Origin of the sequence: Pedobacter gandavensis, from assembly GCF_032678465.1 — a bacterium.
Classification (GTDB): domain Bacteria; phylum Bacteroidota; class Bacteroidia; order Sphingobacteriales; family Sphingobacteriaceae; genus Pedobacter; species Pedobacter gandavensis_B.
Map to the genome: position 1 here is coordinate 227,441 of NZ_JAVTSK010000008.1, position 25,675 is coordinate 253,115.

At 42.5% G+C, this 25,675-nt stretch carries 6 protein-coding genes; 5 read left to right on the forward strand and 1 reads right to left on the reverse strand.

All coding sequences use genetic code 11. The features are described from left to right. The first annotated feature begins 230 nt into the window (after positions 1 to 230). From R2Q94_RS16085 to R2Q94_RS16105, 5 genes are all read left to right on the forward strand, one after another. The gene (locus R2Q94_RS16085) at positions 231 to 17,537 is read left to right on the forward strand and encodes a gliding motility-associated C-terminal domain-containing protein (RefSeq protein WP_316822488.1); all 17,307 of its coding nucleotides are present in this window, start codon (positions 231 to 233) and stop codon (positions 17,535 to 17,537) included. 21 nt (positions 17,538 to 17,558) lie between these two features. Then, positions 17,559 to 18,554 (forward strand): type IX secretion system membrane protein PorP/SprF, encoded by a 996-nt coding sequence (locus R2Q94_RS16090; RefSeq protein ID WP_316822489.1) that lies wholly within the window; start codon positions 17,559 to 17,561, stop codon positions 18,552 to 18,554. A 15-nt stretch (positions 18,555 to 18,569) separates the two neighbouring features. Continuing rightward, positions 18,570 to 20,564, forward strand: a complete 1,995-nt coding sequence (locus R2Q94_RS16095) for an OmpA family protein (RefSeq protein WP_316822490.1) — start codon at positions 18,570 to 18,572, stop codon at positions 20,562 to 20,564. 275 nt (positions 20,565 to 20,839) lie between these two features. Further along, complete coding sequence (locus R2Q94_RS16100; protein WP_316822491.1) at positions 20,840 to 21,706, forward strand: ROK family protein; 867 nt, start codon at positions 20,840 to 20,842, stop codon at positions 21,704 to 21,706. Positions 21,707 to 21,715: 9 nt separating this feature from the next. Further along, positions 21,716 to 22,534 (forward strand): alpha/beta hydrolase family protein, encoded by an 819-nt coding sequence (locus tag R2Q94_RS16105; RefSeq protein WP_316822492.1) that lies wholly within the window; start codon positions 21,716 to 21,718, stop codon positions 22,532 to 22,534. Between the two features lie 97 nt (positions 22,535 to 22,631). On the opposite strand, the gene R2Q94_RS16110 is transcribed toward R2Q94_RS16105, so the two are convergent. After that, the gene (locus R2Q94_RS16110) at positions 22,632 to 25,172 is read right to left on the reverse strand and encodes an ATP-dependent Clp protease ATP-binding subunit (RefSeq protein WP_316822493.1); all 2,541 of its coding nucleotides are present in this window, start codon (positions 25,170 to 25,172) and stop codon (positions 22,632 to 22,634) included. Positions 25,173 to 25,675 lie beyond the last annotated feature (503 nt).

Genomic DNA, 25,675 nt, shown 5'->3' on the forward strand with positions numbered 1-25,675 from the left:
CCCTAGGTGTTATAGCAGCGTTTGGTTGATTTTAGCAATATTCTGGCATATAGCCTTATTGCCCTTCCTATAAAAAATGACTTTTTTTTGTATATTGGAATGGATAACCACTGAATCGATGCCTTAGGGGAGCTGGGATTTCCAGTAGTATGGAATGTAAATTGTGAGGGCTCGGGATAACCTTTGGTTATTTATAACGTAGAATACCTTTATTTATTATACCCTTCTTTATGGTTAAATCTTTACCGCTCGCAGGAATCTCAGCGATTCTCAAACGCTCTGCATCCAGTTTTTCAAAAGGAAACATTTTCTTCCGTTCATTGTGCCTGCTTTTTTCTACTCTATTCAGCGCACAACTGTTTAAGCCTAAGGTTTGGATCTTATTGCTGTTTATCATTTCCGCTGTCTCGGCTCAGCAAGCCAGTGCTCAGTTTACCATTACGGAAAATTTCAAAGGATCTTCTACAGGTAACATTACCATTGGAGGAAATGCAAAACTTACTTCTGGAAAAGAGGATCCGGTGAATAATGGTTGGTTAAGATTAACTCCTGATTCTACCAATAAACTTGGATTTGGCTATGTAAACCAATCCTTCCCTTCTACTTTAGGGGTGTTGGTAGATTTCGAATATACGGACTGGCGTAGAATTGTTGTTGGACTTGCTGCTGCAGATGGTTTCTCCGTATTCCTTTATGATGCCACAAAGGCTAATTCTATTGGAGGAAGAGGTGGTTCCCTGGGATATGCACCCATTTCAACCGGCGGTGCAAATGACCATGCGGGAGTAGTAGGAGGATATGTTGGGATTGGTTTAGATGAATATGGTAATTTCTCCAATCCAGGTGAGGGAAGAACCGGAGGAGTAACCACCAATACCGGAACATTATGGCCAGATAGAATCTCTATGAGAGGTTCTCAAGCAGAAAACTACAAGTATCTGACCAGTGCGGTAGTTACTGGTGGTGTAGATTATCCTACTGCAGTAGTTTCGAGGCCTGACCCTACGATTTTTTACAGGAGGGTTCAAATTGAAATTTTGCCTATTGTTGGGGGCGTAGATAACGGCAAATATCAGATTACAGTGAAGATGAAAACCTCTTTGAATGGTAATTTTGCGACAATTTTAGGTCCTTATACCATGGCTACACCACCACCAGCCAATCTGAAGCTGGGATTTGCAGGTTCCACGGGGGGCTCTGTAAATAACCATGAGGTAAGAAACGTAATCATTACTACTCCTGGGGGGGTAAGGGTCGACAAAGCGGTAGATAAATCCAGCGCACTTGCAGGTGAGGATTTAACTTATACCGTCAATGTCACCAATTCTACTCCTGCGGGGATTGCCGGATTGAAATTGGCCGATACCATCAGGAATTCAAATAATGTGCTGCTCACATCAGCCGATTTTACCATTAACAGCATCACCTTTAATAACAACGGTAATGCAGGAAATACCGCTCCTGGCTATACAAATGGAACTGCAGTAGCAGGAGGTACCAATCCTTTCAATGCCACCTTGAATATGGCAGCGAATACCACCAGTAGCTTTACCATCAAGGGTACCTTGAATACCAACTATAACAATAGCATTATAAAAAATTCGGTCGGAGTTGATCCATCACCCACGGGGATTACCGATACAGATTTAACAAATAATTACTATACGGTTTCTACGAATGTCCTGAAGCAAAATGTTGATCTGGCAATTTCAGGGACGGTAGACAATACTTGTTATGTGCCAGGTGGGAATACTTTTAATTATAGCGTGATCAATCAGGGGGCCACTTCAACAGTTGGTCTAATTACAGTCAGATATGCACCTCCAGCTGGATTCAGTGTTGTGGGTACACCTGTTGGTACCGGATGGACGGTTACTTTGACCGCCGGTGTATATAATTTCACCAGGACAATTGCTGATCCATTGGCTTCAGGCTTTGCCTACCCACCAATTATTATAAAAGCTGTAGGACCTTCTGCGGGAGGGCCATGGACAAATCAGGCCGCGGTTTTCTATGCATTAGATTCAGATTTGAGCAATAATATTGCTAGTGTGCTGACTTATGCTGTACCAGGGGCGCCAACTACGGCTAATGCGACCGTAAATTATTGTTTGGGTGCAACAGCATCTCCGCTTACAGCAACTGGCAGCAATTTAAAATGGTACACCGTTCCTGTTGGAGGAATGGGAAGTTCCATCGCACCTACACCTTCTACGACTACAGCAGGGACAACCAGTTACTATGTCACTTCCAGTAATGGTACCTGTGAAGGGCCAATGGCTACGATTAATGTGGTCGTTCAACCTGTCATTACAGGGAATACGATCACTGCCAATCAAACCATCTGCTCAGGTACTGTACCAGGTCCCATTCAAGGGGCAGTTCCCACTGGGGGATCCAATGTGTTTACTTACAGCTGGGAGCAGAGTGAAAATGGTGGAGCCTGGACTGCTGCTACTGGAACGAACACACAGGCGAACTATACGCCACCGGCTTTAACTACAACTACTGCATACCGCAGGAATGTAACCGGGGGAGCTTGTTTAAATACCAGCAACGTTGTCACTATTACGGTTCAACCTATAATCAGTTCGAATACCATTGTTCCGCCATCCAATCTGGCGATTTGTGGTTCAGGAGATCCAGGTTTGATGACCGGTTCCACTGCACTTGGGGGGACTGGAACTCCGGTTTATCAGTGGCAGTCTAGTACAGATAATGTCACCTATACAAATATTGCAGCAGCTACCGGCGTAAATTATGATCCGGGGGCAATTACAGTATCCACCTGGTATCGTCGTACAGCTACATCCGGAGCTTGTACAGTGGCTAATATCAGTAACGTGATTAAGTTTACTGTAAATCCGGTACTTACAGCGGGTACGATTGGTAATGCACAAAGTTTTTGCTCAACTGGTACACCAGCCACGTTCAATGAATTAACTCCTGCTACTGGTGGCGATCAAATTTATGCTTACCAATGGCAAAAGAGTACCAGCAGTGCAACTACTGGTTTTGCGGACATTCCGGGAGCTACCCAGATTAGTTATTCTGCAACCAGTCCCATTACTCAAACCACCTATTACCGCAGAATCGTTAGCTCAGCAGCTTCAGGCTGCGGACCAGTAAATACGACAGCGGTTTCGGTTACTGTGACTCCGGCAATTGTTGGAAACACAATCGTTACCCCTGCAGTATCTGCTTTTTGCGGAGCAACTGATCCAGGTGTGATTACCGGTGCTATACCTACTGGTGGCAACGGGACTTATGTTTACAGTTGGGAGAAAAGTATAAATGGGGGAAATACCTGGACACCGGTTACTGGGAATGCAGCTAATGTTAGCCCCGGTATTGTTACTGTGACCAGCCTGTTCCGTAGAACGGTGGTGTCAGGGCAGTGTACTTCTGTGAGTCCGTCCATAACAATTGTCATTGACCTTCCACCTGATCCTTCGGTAGCAGGACCAAATCAGCAACAATGTGCCACAGATCTATTCCAGCTGAATGGAAATGTGCCAACTGTAGGAACTGGTACCTGGGCAGTAACATCCGGACAGGCAGTGATCAATAATGTTAATCTGGCAAATACAACTGTTGTCCTAGCAAAAGGGAAAACGGCCACGCTATCCTGGACCATCAGGAACGGTAGCTGTCCGGCTTCAGTAAGTACGATAGTGCTCACTAACTTTGATAACCCAAGTCAGGCAAACGCAGGACAGGATATTACGCAATACAATAGTGGTTCATTTACCATGAATGCCAATGTACCTACCTCCGGAACAGGAGTATGGACAGTTAAAGCAGGTAGTACGGCGACTATTGCAACGCCAACTGCTGCAAATACCCTGGTGACCATTGCAGCTGGAACTACAGCAACCTTGGTTTGGACGGTAACTAATGGTTCATGTGCGAGCTCGTCAGACGAAGTAAAAATTACTTACACTCAAATTGCAGATATTAAAGTTAGCAAATCCGTACTGACACCAGGACCATTTATTGCTGGTCAGCCGATTGTTTACCGCATTTTGGCCACGAATAATGGACCAAGTGATGCAATCGGATTAAAACTTCTAGACAATGTACCTGCAGATATTTCAGTAGTATCTATTACTGCAAATGCAATGGGTACGGCTGCAGTGACTCAAAATACTTCTGCTGGAAATACAGTAAACTTAACAGGGGATATTGCCTTTGGTACCGGGAATAGTATTACCGTAGATGTGAATGGAACGGTAGCGGCCAATTATTCTGGCAGCCTGTCGAATACTGTTACCGTAACTTCACCTGTTATTCCTGATCCGGATGGCGCAACTTCTACAGTAACCAGTCCGGTGGATAGGAAACCAGTCCTCCTGTTGGAAAAAGACGGGCCTTCAAATGTAATTGCAGGAGATGCCATTGCTTATAAAATCATCGTAAAAAATACCAGTAGCAGTGATGCCATTGGGACCCGTATTACCGATCTGATTTCTTCGAAAATTTCGAATGTGAACTGGACGCTAAATAAAACTGGAAATGCTACTTTTACAGGCAGTGGCACTGGAAATGGAAACAATATTGATTTTAATGCAACCATACCTGCTGGCTTAAGTAATACCGTAGTCATTAATGTGAGTGGTACTGTATTGCCTTCTGCGACTGGCAGCTTTAGCAATACCGCCACTGCAACTCCTGTAGAATCAGTTCCACCGGTTAATTCAAATACGGTGGTCAGCACAATTTCCAGTAAGTCTGGTTTGGTGATGCTGAAAAATGGTCCTGCAAATGCGCAGGCGGGAAGTCCAATCGTTTATACCTTAAAAATCAGTAATAACGGACTGAGTGATGCTTTAAATGCAAATATTTTAGATGAAGTTCCGGCTAATGTAAAATCAGTAACATGGAATGCTACTGTTCAGGGTTCCGCAACGATTATTGGTCCAAATGATGGCGCTGGAAATTTAATCAGCCTGAATGGAAATATACCTACAGGTTCAGCCAATGCAATTTTGGTGACGATTAATGGGACGGTTGATCCATCATTTAGTGGAAGTATCAGTAATACCGCTACCGCTACGCCTTCAGAAGCAGGTGGGATTTCATCTAGTTCTACCGTAGTTTCTCAGGTAAGCAGAACCCCGGTATTGACCATTACAAAAACAGGACCTGCTACGGTAATCGCCGGACAACAAATCGCGTATACCATTACAGTAACGAATACCAGTACTGCAGATGCGAAAGCTTTAGTGATTACAGATGCCGTACCTGCAGATTTAAGCAATTTAAGCTGGAGTACCAGTACGGAAGGCTCGGCCTCAGTGATCGGATCAGGAAACGGAACCGCTAATGCAATTAGTGTTACCGGAAACCTTCCGGCGGGCTCGGCGAACAAAATTATCATCAATGTAACCGGAAGGCTAAGCTCTGCTTTCTCCGGTTCTTTGGCCAATACAGCAACAGCGAGCCCTTCAGAGCCTGGAACTGTGGCAAAATCGGCGACAAGTACAGCGCAGGCGAGCAGATTGCCGGTTTTAAGTATTTTGAAAACGGGACCAGCGACGATAATTTCGGGTCAGCAGATCACCTATACAGTTACTGTTACCAATACAGGTGCTTCAGATGCGGTAGGTTTGCAGATCGCAGATCTGGTTCCTGCAGTGATTAAAAATGTAACCTGGACTTCAACTCTAGGTGGAAATGCCTTGATTGCTAGTGGCGATACGGGGATCGGGAATAATGTAGCAGTTAGCGCCAATATTCCGGCAGGTGCCGCAAATAAAGTGATCCTAACCATCAGAGGTACGGTGGATCCGGGATATGGGGATAATTTCACGAATACAGCTACTGCTACACCTTCCGAGAGCACTGCAGTTGCAGTGAGTTCTTCGGTGATGACCATCGCATCGCGTAAGCCAGAATTGAGCATCACCAAGACTGGCCCTGCAACATTGGTAGCCGGACAGAACATTACTTATACCATCACCGTAAATAATTTTAGTACTTCGGATGCCCGGGGATTGGTGATTGCGGATCAGGTACCAGGTACAATTACTGGCGTAACCTGGTTGGCAGTAGCTGGGGGAGCCGGAATGATTAACGGCACGGCATCAGGAACTGGAAATGCAATCAGCCTGAATGCAGATCTTCCTTCAGGAGCCAATAATACCATTACTTTAACTGTAAAAGGTAAGGTGGCTTCTTCATTTAACGGTACATTGAGCAATACTGCTACTGCCAGCCCGGCTGAGCCTGGAACGGTAGTAAAATCAGCCAGCAGTACCACTACAATTAGTAGAACGCCGGTATTGGCGATACAAAAAACAGGGCCAGCTACAATTTCTGCAGGTCAGCAGATCAATTATACTTTGACCATTAGCAATACTGGAACAGCAGATGCGACCAATGCCACCATTACTGATGCGATTCCAGCAGGAATTACAAATGTAAGCTGGACGGCTACAGCGGATGCCGGAGGTACTGCCACAATTATAGGAAGCAGCACTGGAAATACAAATGCATTGACCTTCAATGCAAATATTCCGGCGGGAATCAATAACGTGATCAGAGTAAATGTTCAGGGAAATGTGAATTCCGCTGCAACGGGAACTTTAGTGAATACGGCTACAGTAACGCCTTCAGAATCCGGAGCCAATCCTTCGAGTTCCAGCGTGACGACTACTTTACAATCAGTTCCGGGAATTACATTATCTAAATCCGGTCCATCTCAGATTGCCGCGGGTCAGCTGGTAACCTATATGTTAATTGCAGGAAATACAGGGCCTTCCGATGCGAATAATCTGAACATTACTGATGCGATTCCGGTTCCTTTAACTAATGTAAGCTGGACCGCCGCGGCAGAAGGTACTGCAACAGTAACCACAGGGGCTACAGGGACAGGTAATAGTGTAACGGTAATTGGAAACATTGCTGCGGGTACGGGCAACAGAATCCTGGTAACCATCACGGGATTATTACCATCTAATGCTACAGCTACTACTTTCTCAAATGTGGCGAAGGCAAGTCCGACTGAACCTGGTGTGCCTCCGGTAAATTCAAATACAATTACGACTGTAGTCAACAAACGGGTGACTATTGCTGCGGTTAAATCTGCAACTGCGGTACTTTCGGCGGGAGAGAACATCACTTATACCTTAGAAGTCAAAAATACAGGACCTAGTGATGCGCAGAACATGTTGATCGGAGATCAGTTGCCCGCTGGCATCATCAATGCCAGTTGGACAAGCAATGTCAGCGGAACTGCTTCCATCATTTCGGGTGGGACGGGTTCAGGTAGTTCTTTAAGTATTCGTGCTAATATACCGGCGGGAACTGGAAATGTAATTTTGGTAACAGTTACTGGTAAAGTGGATCCTAATTTTACTGGAACACAATTGGTAAATACCTTTACAGTTGATCCTTTGGAACCGGGTAATCCTACGGTGTCTTCGAATACCACTACTACCCTGATTAATAAAACAGCCGATCTCCAGATTTTAAAAACGGGGCCGGCAACTGCAATTGCTGGTAGGATTATTAATTATACCATTACAGTAAACAATGCCGGGCCATCTAATGCCAACAATGTAAATATTGTTGATCAGCTGCCTGCTGGCATCACAGGAGTTACCTGGGTAGCTACAGCTCAAAACGGAGCTTTGATTAATGTTGGCAGCCCTGCTTCAGGTACCAACAATAACATCAGTGTTTTTGCCACTATTCCGTCCAACTCCGGAACAGTAACGATCAATGTAAGCGGAACAATAGACCCTGCTTACAACTCCACTGTACTGACGAATGTTGCCTCTGCAACTCCGGAAGCTGGTGTCACCGATCCAAGTCCGGCACTAAGCATCGTGAATACTGCAATCAGCCGCTCTGCCAATGTGAGAATTGTGAAATCAGGTCCGGCGAATATTACTGCTGGTGAGCCAATTACCTATAATTTGAGAATTGTTAATGATGGGCCAAGTTTTGCACCTGGAATTCTGATCAGGGATTTGCTTCCAGGAAATTCAGCAATAACCAATGTGAGCTGGACAGCTACAGCCTCTACAGGGGCAGCTTTAAATGGAGGTTCAGTTAATAATACGGTGAATGGAACTGGATCTGTAGCATTTAGTGCTGATATTCCTTCTAAAACAGGTGTGGTAGATGTGATCATCAGAGGAATTGTGAATCCAGGAGCTACAGGGGCCTTTGTAAACACAGCCACCGCTCTTTTCCCTAATGGAAGTCAGGTTACAGATCCTGATCTGGGATCTAATACGAGCTCAGTGACTACCGCTATAACTGTGGAGACGAATTTAGCGGTTTCCAAAAGTGGACCAAGTAAAATCAACATTGGCGATCCGATTACTTATACGATCACCGTTAAAAATAATGGATTGAGCAATATTATGGACGCTTCAATTACAGATGTGGTTCCTAATTCAGTGGCAGTAAGCAGCTGGATGGCGGTGGCATCCAATGGGGCATCTGTAGAAGGACAGCTAAACGGAACTGTTTCCGGAATAGGCAATGCCATTATTACTTATGGTAATATTCCATCTACATTTGGAGGTAGCCCTTCGGTCATTACCCTGACCATTCAGGGAATTGTGAAAACTACGGCTTTGTCCAGCTTTACCAATACAGTTTCTGTAGAGGCTAACGGGGTTAAACAAAGTGCGGTGGTCACTGCATTAAATGAATCTACCGATATATTCATTGAGAAAAATGGTCCTCAGAGTATTCTTGCAGGTGCCCCAATTAGTTACCAGATTAAAGTGGGTAATGATGGACCTATAAATGTGGCTGGACTCAGCATATCAGATGTAGTACCTTCGGTAATTCAGAATGTCAGTTGGACGGCTACTGCTTTTGGTTCGGCTACTATTACAGGTGCACAAAACGGAAATACCAACAATATTCAGACTACTGCATCAATTGAGGCGGATCCTGCGAATTATATCCTGATTAATATTCAGGGAACGGTTGATCCGGCTACAAATGTGAATGTGATTAACAATGTCGCAAGTGTGACACTTCCGGCAGGTGTGTCTGATTTTAATCTAACTAATAATACCAGTGCTGCTGCTACAACAGTAGCATCGAAATCTGGCTTGTCGGTTCGTAAAATGGGACCAGCCGATGCCATCGCAGGATCGGAAATTACTTATACAATCATCCTGGCCAATGCCGGACCAAGTAATGCTGTAGGTACCGTAATTACGGATGCAGTTCCTGCTAATATTAAAAATGTAAGCTGGACTTCTTCTCAAATCGGAACTGCAAATGTGACCGCTGGTGCTTCAGGTACTGCCGGAGGAAATAATTTAGTTTCGGTAACAGCAGATATCCCGGCAGGTGCAGGAAATGAAGTGGTAATTGTGGTAAAAGGAACGATAGATCCTTCTTTTGTTGGCGCATTGATCAACAATGCAGTAGCTACACCAAATGAAGCGGGTAATCCTCCGGTAACCTCACAGAGTGTAACGACTACTGTAACGAATAAATCAGCATTGAGCATTGTGAAAACCGGGCCTTCAAGTGTGGCTGCAGGTACAACTGTGCAATACCAGTTGTTGCTGAGCAATGCAGGTCCTAGTAATGCTGTTGGCGCAATTATTACCGATCAGATTCCGGCTGGCTTAACCAATGTACGTTGGTCAACTGCCACTACACCTGGTGCAGTGGTGACCTCAGGAGCTACAGGAAATGTAAATCCGGTTTCCCTTACTGCAAATTTCCTTGCAGGTTCGGGTAATTTAGTGGTCACCATTTTAGCAGATGTTCCGGCAAACAGCCAATTGTCAAGTGTGTCAAATACGGCCTCTGTTGCAGCGGCAATCCCGGATGTCAATAATCCAACGGTTACTTCTAATGAGGTGACCACTTCAATTGTGAAAGACGTCACACTCAGTTTAACGAAATCAGGTCCTCCAACCTTGAATGCCGGCGAAAATATTACCTATACCCTAGCCATTAAAAATACAGGTCCTTCAAATTCTATTGCAACCAGATTAACTGATGTGGTTCCTGCGGCGATTCAAAATGTGAGCTGGACAAGTACGGTAGCTGGTGGCGCCTTAATCAGTCAAGGTGCTATAGGGAATGGGAATAACATCGATCTAAGTGCTGATATTCCATTAAATGGAACGATTCTGGTCAATGTAAATGGAAATGTGGATCCATTGTTCGCCGGTACGATCATCAATACCGCTGTACTGAGCCCACAGGAAGCTGATGAACAGCCAGTGAATGCAACAGCAGTAACAGAGGTGGGTAGATTAACCAATTTACAAATCAGCAAAAGTGCAACAGCGACTGCAGTTGCAGGTCAGGTCATGACTTATCAGATCAAGGTGATCAATAACGGGCCAAGTGCTGCACTGAATGCCTTAATTACAGATGCGATTCCGGTGCAGTTGCAATCGGTAACCTGGACTGCCACGACTTTAGGAGCAGCAGTGATCACAGAGGGTGCAAATGGTATCGGGAATAGTTTAAGTGTGAAAGCGAATATCCCTGCTGGTCAGCATAATGAGGTCATTATTGAAGTGACAGGGACAATTCTGGCTTCCTATGCAGGAACATTGAGTAATATTGCGACAGTGACACCGGCTGATCCAGGAAATCCTCCTGTAGTGACACCACCTGTAGAAACAGTGGTTACGCAACAACCGATGATCAATTTAAGTAAAACAGGTTCGGCAACAGTAAGCGCCGGTGGTCAGATTAGTTACACCATAGAGGCAAATAATACCGGGTTGAGTGATGCCAAAAACCTGGTGATCTCGGATACCATTGATCCAAATATTAAAAATGTAAGCTGGACCAGTAGCATTTCTGGTACTGCTAGTATCAATAGTGGCGGTCAGGGAGCCGGTAATGCGCTGTTGCTTAACGGAAATATTCCAGCAGGGGCAGGAAATAAAATAACCATTATTGTGAAAGGCACAGTCGATCCGGCATACGGAGGTTCTTTAAGTAATACGGCTACAGCTACGCCTGAAGAGCCTGGAATTCCGCCGGTAGTTACACCACCAGTGGAAACAACAGTTAATCAGGTTCCCGTAATTGTGCTGAATAAAACAGGTCCTGCTTCGGCTACTGCCGGCGGAGCCATTACTTATGTACTGGAAGTAGCCAATACTGGTTTAAGTAATGCAAGGAATCTGAATATTACCGATCAGATCGATCCAGCAATTACAAATGTAAGCTGGACTGCAAGTACCGCAGGAACAAGTACTATTAACGGTGCAGGTTCCGGATCAGGAAATGTGTTGCTTAATGCAAACATCCCTGCTGGTGCTGGAAATAAGGTCATTATCAGCATCAGTGGAACCATCAATGCTGCTGCCAGCGGAAAAGTGACCAATATAGCCATTGCTACTCCTTCGGAGTCTGGATTACCAGCAGTTAATAGTAATCCGGTAGAAACAAATATCGATCAAAAACCAGTAGTGGTCATTACTAAAACCGGACAGCCTACTGCCACAGCAGGTGGAGTAGTTAATTATGTGATCACTGCGGTGAATACAGGGTTGAGTAATGCTTCCGGAGTTACCTTACTGGATCAAGTTCCATCACAAATACAAAATGTAAGCTGGACCTCAGTTGCAGGAGGTACCGCCTCGATTCTTAATGGTGGCACAGGTACCGGTAATTTGATGTCGCTTACAGCTAATATTCCGGCAGGTAATGTCAACAATAAGATCACAATTACCTTAACAGGAACAGTGAATCCAGCCTTCTCCGGTGAATTGGAAAATGTAGCTTCTATTGCAGTACCTCTGAGCAATTTCCCTAATGTAGTGACGCCTCCGGTAGAAACAGTCGTAGATGCTAAACCAGGAATTACCTTAACTAAGGCTGGTCCGGCTGCGGTGATCTCCGGATCAGAAGTGGTATACACGATCATTGCTGGTAATACAGGGTTGAGTAACGCGACGGCACTTTCTATTACTGATGCAGTGCCTGTGTTATTGAGCAACGTGAGTTGGACAAGTATTGCTTCAGGCGCTGCGCAGATCAACTCTGGTGGTTCTGGTACTGGAAATACGCTGATTTTAAATGCAGATATTCCTACAGGGGCAGCTAACCTGATCACGATTACTGTAAGAGGAACAGTGGATCCTGCTTACCAGGGTAACCTGAGAAATACGGCAACAGCTACGCCTTCAGAACCTGGAACGGTTCCAGTTCAAGCATCAAGTACAGCCACTATTAGTAAAATTCCGGTATTGGCAATTGCTAAAAACGGGCCAGGTACCATTGCTGCTGGTCAGGAGATTATTTATACCCTAAGTATCAGTAATACTGGTAAGGCAAATTCAGATAATGCTACGATTACAGATGTAATTCCGGCAAATATCACCGGAGTAAGCTGGCAGGCAGTGGCACAAGGTGCAGCAAGTATTGTTAGTGGCGCAACAGGAAATACCAATAATCTATCTATCAATGTTCACGTTCCTGCGGGAGCTGCCAATACCATATTGGTGACCATTAAAGGAACAGTAAGTCCGGCTGCAACCGCAGCATTGACGAATGTAGCAACGATAACTCCAGCAGAGGCAGGAACTGCTCCTGCAAGTTCAACAGTTACTACAAACGTTACTTCCGTATCTTCAGTAAGCCTGGTAAAAACCGGCCCATCGAATATTTCGGCAGGTCAGACTGTGACTTATACTTTACTGGCAGGAAATAATGGTCCATCTGATACCTATGGATTAAACATTACAGATGCAGTACCTGCCGGATTAACAGGAGTAAGCTGGTCAGTCGCTACAAACGGATCAGCCTCAGTAACTGCAGGTGCCTCGGGTACAGGTAATAATGTATTGGTAACCGGAGATATTCCTGCAGGTTCTGCCAATCAGATTTTAGTGACCATCACCGGAAAGGTGCCAGCTTCAGCTGGGCCGGGAACTTTGAGTAATATGGCAATTGCAACACCATCTGAAGCAGGTAATCCTCCGGTAAATTCCAATACAATTACAACTACAGTTGACCATATCGTAAATATTAGAGCAGTGAAATCTGCATTAACCACGATTGCTGCTGGTGAAAACATCAATTATACTTTAGAGGTATACAATGATGGACCAGGAGATGCGTTGAACCTGGCAATTAAGGATGTGGTTCCTGCGGGCATTAATAATGTGAGCTGGAATACGACCAGTTCAGGCAGTGCAACTATAGTTTCAAATGGTGCAGGTACTGGAAGTACGGTTAATCCAAATGTGAATATCCCAGCTGGCGCCGGAAATTATATCACGGTAGCCATTAGTGGAATTGTAGATCCAGGCTTTACAGGGACAGTTTTGAAAAATAGCTTTACCGCTACACCTTCAGAACCTGGTAATCCTCCGGTAACTTCAACAGAAGTAACGACCGGTGTGACTAAAACTGCAGATCTTCAAATTACGAAAACAGGGCCTTCAGCAGTAGTTGCAGGTTCGGAAATGAGTTATACGATTAAGGTAACCAATGCAGGTCCAGGTAATTCAGTGGCAGCAAACATTGTAGATAATGTACCTGCAGGTTTTACCGTGTCAAATTGGACGGCAACCGGTCAGAATGGTGCGGTGATTAGTGGTCCGGCTTCAGGGGCGGGAAATGTAAATGTGACGGCGGCTATTCCTGTAGGAAATGCTAGTGTAGAAATCCTGGTATCTGGAAGAGTGAATGCTGATTTTGCAGGTACAAGTCTGACTAATACATCTACAGCTGTTCCGGAAGCAGGGGTTACAGACCCTACTCCGGCAAGTAGCACGGTAACGACTTCCATCGGTAGAATTGCCAATGTAAGAATTACTAAATCCGGACCAGCTGATATTGCAGTCGGAGAAATGATGACCTACAATTTGCGTATCGTAAATGATGGGCCAAGTGATGCCCTCGGACTCTTGATTAAAGATGTGATTCCGCCAAATTTAGAAGCCAATTCGGTATGGACCAGTACGGTTCAGGGCGGCGCTACCTTGAGTCAGGCATCCGGTACAGGTGACATCAACCTGATTGGAAATATCCCGGCAGGAAATGCGGAGATTTTAATTCAGATCATGGGGAAAGTAAAAGCAGATAACCTGGATAAAACTGTATTTACGAATACAGCCACTGCTTATTTCCCTGCAGGAAGCCTGATCATTGATCCTGATCTCAGTTCAAATATCAGTACAGTGCCTACTATAATTAATAATGATCCTGTATTGAAGGTTTCAAAAAGTGGTCCGGCAACAGTAAATGTTGGGGATCCTATCGAATATACTATAGTGATTAGAAATGGTGGGGCAGGAAATATTGTCAATGCAATGATTGCAGATCCAGTCCCTGATGATGTGGCCGTAACCAGTTGGACAGCATCTGCTGCTGGTGGCGCAATATTAACAGGCCTTACTTCAGGTACAACCAATGCAATTGTTACTTCTGCTGATATTCCTGCAGATGCTGATCCGAACACAGCAGTAACCATTAAGGTAATTGGTACGGTCAAAACAACAGCCAAAGCAGTATTTACAAATACAGTTACGGTGACAGCCAATGGAGAACGTAAAAGTTCGGTGGTGACTGCAGTAAATCAGTCTACGGATATTAAGGTGGAAAAGACAGGACCTCAGGCAAGTATTTCTGGATCAGCGATTACTTATACCATTAAAGTAACGAATCAGGGACCTAGAGATGTGGTTGGATTGATCATTAAAGACAATGTGCCATTGGAAATTGAACAGATTAGCTGGTCAGCCCAGGCAAATGGCGCAGCAGTGATCAATGGAGCAGCTAGCGGTACAAATAATGGAATTCTGCTGAATGCTGATGTTCCTGTTGGTGGCTCAAACTATGTGTTAATTACCGTTAATGGTAAAGTGAACGCCAATGTGCGTTCCGGAACTATTAGCAATGTGGCCACAGCTACTTTGCCAGTTGACATCTCAGATTTTAATTTGTTCAATAATAGTAGTGAAGTGAAAACGGTCATCAGTTCAATTTCTGGATTAACAATTAGTAAGGCTGGTCCACAGGATGCGGTTTCTGGATCTGCGATCAGTTATACGATCAAAGTGAGAAATAGTGGATTGAGCAATGCCATTCAGGCACAAATCAGAGATGTTGTTCCGGCAGAACTGAAAGCAGTAAGCTGGACTGCAGTCGCAACGGGTAATGCCAGGATTAATTCCGGATTAAGCGGTACAGGAAATAATGTGCTGGTAAATGCAGATATCCCGGTAGGTATAAATGATGAAATAACACTGAGGATTAACGCAACAATTGATCCGGCTTTCAGCGGTATAATACTGAACTCGGCTAATGTAACACCATCTGAATCCGGTAATCCAGTGGTTACTTCCGCAGTTGTCAGTACCAATGTGCTGAATAAATCAGGATTAAAAATTGTGAAATCAGGTCCGAATAGCGTGGAAGCTGGGACGCGTGTTAATTATACATTGACCATTAATAACACTGGACCAGGGAATGCAGTAAATGCCGAAATTAGCGATGCGATTCCTGCACAATTGACAAATGTGAGTTGGACGAGTTCTTCAACCGGTGCTGCAGTGATCAATTCCGGAGCTACAGGACAAGGTAATGCCTTATCATTAAAAGCAGATCTTCCAGCCGGAAACGGTATAATTACAGTTAATATTACCGGGTTAGTCCCATCGGGTGCTTCTGTAGGAAATATTACCAACACCGCTACAGTTATTCCTTCCGAATCAGGTAATCCCCCGGTGATTTCTAACACTGTGACTACTGCAATAGTAAATAATGCAAGTATAAGTCTGGCGAAGAGTGGTCCTGGAACTTTAAATTCAGGGGAAGTAATAACTTATACTTTAACTATTAATAATACCGGACCATCAGATGCCATTGGTTTGAAAGTTTCTGATGTACTGGATGCAGCAATAAATAACGTTTCATGGAATACGACCGCGCTCCGTGGAGCCAGTGTTACATCAGGTGCTACGGGTAATGTGAATGACCTGGAAATGCTGGTAAATGTTCCTGCAAATGGTAGCATTCTGGTGAACATCAGTGGTAAGGTAAACGCCAGCTATGCTGGAATATTAATCAATAAAGCAACACTTACTTCTGCTGATCCGGGGAAACCAGTCATCAATGCGCAGGTGAGTACTACAGTAACAAACTTATCTGCCTTGAAGATTACTAAAACAGGTGCAGCATCAGTTACAACAGGTGGCATGATGAAATACCAGATTAAAGTGGTCAACAATGGACCTGGTACTGCACAGGATGCTGTGATTAGCGATATTGTTCCTTCGCAGTTGAGCGGGGTAAGCTGGACGGCGGTAGCTAGCGGTGCGGCAAGCATTAGCATGGGACAAACTGGATCTGGAAATATGGTGAACGTAACGGCAACCATTCCTTCGGGTAATGCTGATGGAATCACCATTGATCTAATTGGAAAATTAGATCCGAATTATTCAGGTACATTGAGTAATATCGCAACTGTCACACCAAAAGAACCAGGAAACCCAGCCGTAGTGACTCCTCCGGTGACTACTGTTACAGTTGGAAAACCAGCAATCACCATTACCAAAACAGGTCCGGCTACCATCACTGCAGGTGCAAATATTACCTATGTGATTGAAGTTGGAAATACTGGATTGAGTAATGCCAGGGGAACAGTGATCACTGATAACGTACCTACGCAAATTAGTAATGTAAAATGGACAAGTAGTACTTCCGGAACTGCAGCAGTAACTGCCGGTTCAAGCGGCACAGGTAATGCGGTTAATGTAACAGCTGATATTGTTGCAGGTACAGGAAATAAAATCACGATTACGATCACTGGTACATTGGATGCGGGCTTTGCAGGTTCATTGAGTAATGTTGCTACTGCAACACCTGCAGAACCAGGTAATCCAGCAGTAGTGACTCCTCCGGTAGAAACGGTGGTGAGCAAGACACCTCTACTAAGCATCAGTAAAACTGGTCCAGCGCAATTGAAATCCGGGGAGGCGATTACTTATGTGGTCACAGTGTCAAATACTTCTCTAAGTAATGCAGATCAATTAACGATTACCGATCTGGTACCTGTAGAAGTTCAAAATGTAAAATGGACATCTGAAGGTCTGGGTGCTGGGAAAGTTATTTCTGGTGGCACTGGTACAGGCAACCGGGTAGATCTTGTGGCAGATCTTCCTGCAGGAACCGCGAATAAAATTGTGCTGACGATTACAGGTACAGTCTCTAAATCGTTTACGGGAAAATTGGAAAATACAGCAAGAGTATTGTCTACGATAGGAACTCCGGAAGTTAGTAGTAATTCGGTTGTGACTACAGTTGAAAATGCTGATTTCATTGTTCCGAACATTATTACGCCAAATGGTGATGGTAGTAATGATACTTTCAAAATCAAAGGACTGGAGAATTATCCAGGAACTCAGGTGTCGATCTTTAACAGATGGGGCAATGAGGTGTACCGCTCCGATAACTATACTAATGATTGGGATGGTAGTCAGCTGAATGAAGGTACCTATTATTACCTCATCTTAAGAAGAGAGAAATCAGGTCAGACAACGCCAGTTAAAGGTTGGTTATTTATTAAAAGATAGAACAATTAAGAATCCGCTTCAATGAGAGATTTAAAGAAATATGGTTTATTATCACTGCTTATACTTGGTATGAGCAGTGTATATGCACAACAGACGATTCAGTTCAGTCAGTATGTTTTTAATGGTTTAGCTGTGAATCCAGCCTACGCCGGTTATAAAGAAGATTGGACTGCAAATTTTAGTTTTCGATCCCAATGGGTTGGCATCGATGGTGCACCGCGAACAGGAACGGCCTCTTTTGATGGAATTATAGATTCTGAGAGAAAGAAAATGGGTTTAGGCTTCATTGCATCAACCGATCGTCTTGGTCCTCAGAATACCTCCGCCTTTTATGTAAATTATGCTTATCGCTTACAATTAGATGCAGAAGATACCAAGCGTTTGAGTTTCGGTATTGGTGCAGGTGCCACTCAATATAATCTTGATGGTTCAAAATTCATTTCTACCGATTTAGGAGATGGAGTAATTCCGATAGGGAACGAAAGTAAATTGAGACCTGATGTGCGGGTAGGCGTCTACTTTTATACGCCGAAGTTCTATATTGGGGCCTCTGTGATGGATTTATTATCTGGGATGAGAAGTGATGAGATCGCCACGGAAGGAGATTATAAGGTCCTACGCCAGGTACGCCATCTCTATTTAACCGGAGGAGTCATGATTCCTTTAACGGAGTCACTGGATCTGAAGCCTAGTTTTATGCTAAAAGAAGATTTTAAAGGCCCTACAAATTTAGATTTAAACGCTTATTTGTTGATTAGTAAAGTGGTTTGGTTGGGCGCTTCCTATCGTACCGGAGTAACTTTATGGGATAAGAAAAACCTGCAGAAAGGACTGAGTCAGAGTGATGCAATTGCCGGAATAGTGGAGCTTCAAATGAGCAATCGATTCCGTTTAGGTTATTCTTTTGATTATACAACAAGTAAACTTTCCAGCTATCAAAGTGGATCGCATGAGTTTTCGCTCAGTATGAGCTTCCCAGGAAAAAGAGCAAGGGTATTAAGTCCACGTTATTTCTAAGTCGCAAAAATGGATATGAACAGAATAGCATTTAAAAGTCCAGATGGTTTCATGACCAGGTTATTGATCATTGGAATACTGACATTATTTTTAGGTAATCATAGCATGGCTCAGGAACAGTTGAGCAGGAAGCAACAAGCAGATGTGTTTTTTGAGCGATATGAGTATTTTCCTGCATCAAGGTTGTATCTGCCTCTGGCAGAGCGGAAGAATCCAGATGTGAAATTATTGGAGAAACTAGCAGCTTGTTATAGGATGATGAATGATTATGACGATGCCGAAAAATGGTATGCAAAAGTAGTAGCGTATCCTAAAGCCAACCCTTTGAGTCATTATTATTATGCAGAGGCTTTGCAAAGAAATGAGAAGTTTGATCTCGCTAAAGCTGAGTACTTAAAGTATGCCAATCTTTCCGGAAATCCCAAAGAGGTCTTGCAAAAAATTGCATCTTGTGATAGTGCTGCATTGTGGTTAAAAATGCCAAAGCTTATTAAGATCAAAAATATAGCCTCCTTAAATACTAAATCCGCCGATTGGGGTTTAACTCCCTATGGGAATGATGGATTGGTATTTACTTCTGATCGTCCTGTGTCCAGAGAAACCAAAGGCAATGATTTATATAAATGGAATGGCAATCCCTGGCTAAAACTATTCAGTGCAAGTCCTGATGGACAGTTAAAAGGGGAGTTTCAAATTGTTACAGAAGAAAACAGACCAGCAAAAACAGAATATCATGTGGGGCCGGTTGTTTTTAACGATACAGGAGATTTGGCATTTGTAACGATCGCTACAAGGGCACCAGCTGCAGTTATTCCTCTTGATAAGACAAAAGGTGGAGATCGTTTATATACCCGCCGACTGGAATTGTTAATCGCAATAAAAAATGGTGATAAATGGGACTTAAAGCCTTTTCCTTACAATGATGTCAAGGCTTATTCTCTTGGGCATGCCGCCTTATCTAAGGATGCAAAGGTGCTTTATTTTGCTTCTGATATGCCAGGTGGATTTGGTAAATCAGATATCTGGTTTACTGAGCTGCAAACAGATGGTACCTGGGGCAAACCTGTAAATTGTGGTGCTGAAATTAATACTGCAGAAGAAGAAGCTTTCCCTACAATAGGTCCGAAAGAAGAGTTGTTTTATGCCTCTAAGGGAAAGGTTGGAATGGGGGGATATGATATCTATCGTGTATTTGGATCGAAAAATCAATGGAATAAATCAGAAAACCTTAAATCTCCCCTTAACTCTACCAGTGATGATTTTTTCTTGTTTACCAAGGATGGTAAGTTTGGATACTTGTCGTCCAATAGAAAAGGGGGCGCTGGAGATGATGACATTTATAGCTTCACAGATGAAACTCCTCCGGTAATTATCCTGGCCTTAGCAGGTACGGTTTTCGATCAACAAAGTAAAGCCCGTTTAAATGAGGTATCAGTGGTGCTGACTGATCGTGATGGAAATAAATTGAATGATATAGTGACTGGACAGGATGGCAATTTCTTTATGGATTTAACAAAAGATCAGGAATATAAAGTGACCTTTAGTAAACTTGGCTATACCCAGGATATGAAAACTTTAAGCACCAAAGGATTGATTAAATCGGATACTTTAAACCTACAAGCCTTTCTGAAGAAGGATAAATTTGAACCAGGTAAGACTTATGTTTTGAAGAATATTTATTATGATTTTGATAAGTCAAACATCAGACCGGATGCGGCGAAAGAACTGGACAAACTACTGGCCATCCTAAAAGAGAATCCTGAGATTTCCATTGAGCTTGGATCTCATACGGACAGTAGGGGAGCAGATCAGTACAATCAATGGCTATCTCAAAAGAGGGCGAATGCTGCGGCACAATACCTGATTGATCGTGGAATTGACCATTCCCGTATTGTGGCCAAAGGTTATGGTGAAACGATGCTGATTAATAAATGTAGCAATGGAGTAAAATGTAATCATATAGAACATCAGTTAAATAGAAGAACGGAGTTCAAAATTATGAAGAATTAGATCTTTCGAAATTGGTGTGAACAGCTTGTTTTCTTTTCCATTAAGAAGACAGGCTGTTTTTTTGTTCATATTCTTTATGGTATAGCTAGCTGCTCAATTGATGAATCTGCCCGCTGTGTATCCTTAAAAGAGGCTTAAAAACGTTTTACTTTTTATCAGTTAAGCCCTTAAATTATCTTGCTTAAAATAACTGCTAAAACTATTTAATAACAATTAGATAATCTAAAAGTAATTATTTAATTTGCTGAGATTTTAAAAAATAGAGAACGAATACAATGAATTCAAATTCAACAAAACTACCTTATATAGGTGTGGATATAGGGGGCTCTCATATTACTGCTGCTCACGTGGATGCAAATACATTTAAGGTAATTGAAAATACACTAAAAAGAGAACGAGTAGCTTCAAGAGATAGTGCAGAGGTAATTCTGCAATCCTGGTTGAATGTGCTTTCTTCATTGATTCTCCGTGAGAATAGTGAAAATACTAAGATTGGTATTGCGATGCCTGGGCCATTTGATTATGAGAAGGGGATTTCTATGATGCAGAATCAGGAAAAATATGATGCGCTTTATGGGCTAAATGTAAAAGAAATTCTGGCCAAACGTTTGGAAATTGCTGAGGAAGATATTGTATTCATTAATGATGCCGAAGCCTTTCTAAGAGGAGAACTTGCGGCAGGAGCCGCTGCTGATATGGAAAGAGCAATAGGGATTACATTAGGCACCGGATTGGGCTCTACAAGCAATGGAAGCGGTGTGACTGTGGATATGAACTGGGCCTTCCACCCTTTTAAGGATAGTATTGCCGAAGAATATATATCTACACGTTGGTTCCTGAGAAAGTATAAAGAAATTACAGGAGAGGAAGTTAAAAATGTAGAAGTTTTATTAGAGGTAGCTGATATAGCAGTGAAGAATGAAATTTTTGAAGAATTTTCAGATAATCTTAGCATTTTTCTGAATGACTTTATTGCGCAGGAAAAACCACAAGTGGTGGTGATTGGTGGTAATATAGCAAAAACATGGGATCATTTTATTGAATCACTGAAGGTGAAAATTACTGATAAAACAGTGCTCATCAGGCAAAGTAAAATGTGGGAGGATGCGGCGCTTGTAGGTGCTGCAAATGCATTGGTATAAACATAAAATATGAAAAAATACTTTTTTATTGCAGGGTTATTATACCTGCTTACTCCTCTTGTCTCTCTCGCAGCAAGGGTGGATACCCTGCAGACCTATAGTACTGCAATGAAAAAGAATATTAAAGCGGTGGTCATCTTGCCGGAAAACTATCAGAAAAAAAAGAGTTTTCCAACTGTATACCTTTTACATGGATATGGGGATAGTTATGATGGCTGGATTACTTATGTACCAAACCTAAAAAAGTATGCTGACGATTTTCAAATGATATTGGTATGTCCTGATGGGAATTTGTCCAGCTGGTATTTTGATAGTCCCGAGGATCCGAAATGGAAGTATGAAACTTATGTTGGTTTAGAACTACCCCCACAGATTGATCGTAAATATAAAACAATTAAGGATAGGAAGGGGCGTGCCATTAGCGGACTCAGTATGGGAGGACATGGTGCGTTGTATCTTGCTTTTAAACATCAGGATGTATTTGCTGCTGCAGGGAGTATGAGCGGTGGAGTTGACATTACTCCTTTTCCAGGTAATTGGGACATTGCAAAAAGACTGGGTAGTTATGCCGAATATCCCGATCGTTGGAAAGAGAACAGTGTCATAAATTTGACCCAGCTCCTGGTTCCGAATCAATTGGCACTAATTATTGATTGTGGTAAGGATGATTTTTTTCTGACTGTCAATCAAAGATTGCATGAGAACTTAAATTCTCAGGGTATTCCACATGATTTTACCATCAGGCCAGGGGCACATAATTTTGATTATTGGAAAAATGCAGTAGGTTATCAGTTGTTGTATTTCTATAATTTTTTTAACAGAGGATAGGGAAGGAATAGATATTTCTTGTTCAGTTAATATAAAAAAAAGGGCCCTGACAGTTAATTTGTCAGGGCCCTTTTTTTTTGTATTACCGCCTAAAGTACTATTCTATACTTCCTTCTTCTTTTTTCTTTTTCTTACCTGGGCTTTTGTTCTCTACTACAATCAGATCATCTTCCTTGTTGTAGTCGATTTCAAGCGTATCACCATCATTGATCTCTCCTTTTAAGATTTCTTCAGCAATAGGATCTTCCAGATATTTCTGAATGGCACGTTTTAATGGTCTTGCACCGAAGTTAATATCAAAGCCTTTGTCTGCTATAAAGTCTTTGGCTTTATCCGTTAATTTCACTTCATAACCTAGATTATGTACACGGCCAAACAATGACTTTAACTCAATGTCAATGATTTTGAAGATTTCATCTTTACCTAAGGTATTGAAAACAACCACATCATCTACGCGGTTTAAGAATTCCGGAGCGAAGGCACGTTTTAAAGCGTTCTCAATCACACCTCTTGAATGTGCATCTACCTGGTTTGTTTTAGCTGCAGTAGAGAAACCAACACCTTGTCCGAAATCTTTCAATTGGCGTGCACCAATGTTAGAAGTCATAATAATGATCGTGTTTCTAAAATCTACCTTACGACCAAGACTATCTGTTAACTGACCTTCATCGAGTACTTGCAATAAGATATTGAAGACATCCGGATGTGCTTTTTCAATCTCATCTAACAGAATTACAGCATAAGGCTTACGACGTACTTTTTCAGTTAATTGTCCACCTTCTTCATAACCTACATATCCCGGAGGCGCTCCCACTAAACGGGATACTGCAAATTTCTCCATGTACTCACTCATGTCGATCTGAATGAGTGAATCATCACTGTCAAACATGAAACGCGCCAATTCCTTAGCCAATTCAGTTTTACCAACACCCGTTGGACCTAGGAATATGAACGAACCAATTGGTTTTTTTGGATCTTTCAATCCTGCTCTGGTACGTTGAATTGCTTTCGTTAGCTTTTTAATTGCTTCATCCTGACCGATAATTTTTGTGGCCACCGTATCGTACATATTCAACAGTTTGGCACTGTCAGTTTGTCCTACACGTTGCAATGGAATACCAGTCATCATAGAAACAACCTCTGCCACGTTATCTTCCGTAACGGTATAACGTTTGGTTTTTGTATCTGCTTCCCATTCTGCTTTCGCACGATCCAGCTCTTCTAAAAGATTCTTTTCAGTATCTCGTAGTTTGGCCGCCTCTTCGTATTTCTGGCTTTTGACTACTTTATTCTTTTCAAGCTTGATTTCTTCAATCTTGTTTTCAATTTCAATAATGTTTTCAGGGACGTGAATGTTGGTTAAATGAACTCTTGAACCAGCTTCATCTAAAGCATCAATCGCTTTATCCGGCAAGAACCTGTCAGTAATATACCTTGAAGTTAAAGCCACACATGCATTAATCGCTTCATCCGTATAGGTCACACCATGGTGATCTTCATATTTTTCTTTAATACGATTCAGGATCTCAATGGTTTCATCTGGTGTAGCAGGTTCAATCATTACCTTTTGGAAACGACGGTCCAATGCACCATCTTTTTCAATGTATTGACGGTATTCATCTAATGTAGTGGCACCAATACATTGTATTTCTCCCCTTGCCAAAGCAGGTTTGAACATATTTGATGCGTCTAATGAGCCTGAAGCACCACCAGCACCTACAATCGTATGGATTTCGTCAATAAAAAGGATTACATCTGTCGATTTTTCCAGTTCATTCATGACCGCTTTCATACGTTCTTCAAACTGACCACGGTATTTTGTACCTGCTACTAAAGAAGCAAGGTCTAAAGTAACCACACGTTTGTTGAACAGTACTCTGGACACTTTTCGTTGAACAATACGTAAAGCAAGACCTTCAGCAATTGCAGATTTACCTACACCTGGTTCACCTATTAAAATTGGGTTGTTCTTTTTACGACGGGATAAGATTTGAGACACACGCTCAATTTCTTTTTCACGTCCAACAATAGGGTCCAAACGATTTTCTTCTGCAGCTTTTGTTAAATCTCTACCGAAATTATCTAATACCGGAGTTTTTGATTTGATATCAGAAACCTTTTTAGGACTGCTGAAGCTTTCTTCCTCACGATAATCATCATCACCACCCGTTGATGCGCTATTTTGAGTCTCATCTCTGAAACCATTTTTATTCACTTCAACTTCCTGCTTGAAAATCTCGTAATTGATGCTATACTGCAATAAGATTTGAGAAGCGATATTATCGTCGTCGCGCAAGATGGACAGTAACAGGTGTTCCGTTCCGATCAGGTCGCTTTTGAAGATCTTAGCCTCTAAATAAGTGATTTTTAAAACTTTTTCGGCTTGCTTAGTCAATGGGATATTCCCTAGGTTGACTGTTACACTGGAGGTACCTCTTACTGAATCCTCTATCGAGCGACGTAGTTTTGAAGTATCTACACCCAGCGATTTTAATATCTTTATGGCCATACCATCGCCTTCGCGAATTAGGCCCAACAAAAGATGTTCTGCGCCTATGTAATCGTGACCTAATCTCAGGGCTTCTTCCCTGCTAAAAGATATCACGTCTTTTACTTGTGGAGAAAATTTAGCTTCCATATATACCTTTCTAAATCGGGAATGCTCTAAACTATAAAATTTGTTTTATAAAAAGGCAAGCCCCGATTTTTTTATTTTATCAACAATTACGCCATAGGGAAGGAAACAGATGTTGGAACTGCCGATATTTCATGAATCTTACTAAATACTGACTTAATTGGTCACTTTTCCTAACCCACAAGTAAATATGTCAGCATAAATATACGATTTTATAAATTCCTAAGGAAGGCTTTCTGTGTCATTTTCAGCTGGTTGTGGGATCACCTGTTGGGAAGATTTATCGGAATTCATTGCGGCACCTCTTCCTATGATTACTATTGGAGGATAAACTCCTATTTTAGGAACGGTAAGCTGTTTTGATGTACTGATTTTTATAAAGTTGTCGTAAAGAATGGTTTGTATATCTGCTAAACAAATTTTATAATGGCCATTTCATGCTTATCTTTGCAGGGATGATAAGGCTGCTTGAGGTCTTAATTATTTTCCATAAAAACATTTAATCA

What these genes read in the sequence shown, in the direction of transcription:
- R2Q94_RS16085 (WP_316822488.1), top strand. Translation starts at nt 231, where the DNA reads ATGGTTAAATCTTTACCGCTCGCAGGAATCTCAGCGATTCTCAAACGC.
- R2Q94_RS16090 (WP_316822489.1), top strand. Translation starts at nt 17,559, where the DNA reads ATGAGAGATTTAAAGAAATATGGTTTATTATCACTGCTTATACTTGGT.
- R2Q94_RS16095 (WP_316822490.1), top strand. Translation starts at nt 18,570, where the DNA reads ATGAACAGAATAGCATTTAAAAGTCCAGATGGTTTCATGACCAGGTTA.
- R2Q94_RS16100 (WP_316822491.1), top strand. Translation starts at nt 20,840, where the DNA reads ATGAATTCAAATTCAACAAAACTACCTTATATAGGTGTGGATATAGGG.
- R2Q94_RS16105 (WP_316822492.1), top strand. Translation starts at nt 21,716, where the DNA reads ATGAAAAAATACTTTTTTATTGCAGGGTTATTATACCTGCTTACTCCT.
- R2Q94_RS16110 (WP_316822493.1), bottom strand. Translation starts at nt 25,172, where the DNA reads ATGGAAGCTAAATTTTCTCCACAAGTAAAAGACGTGATATCTTTTAGC.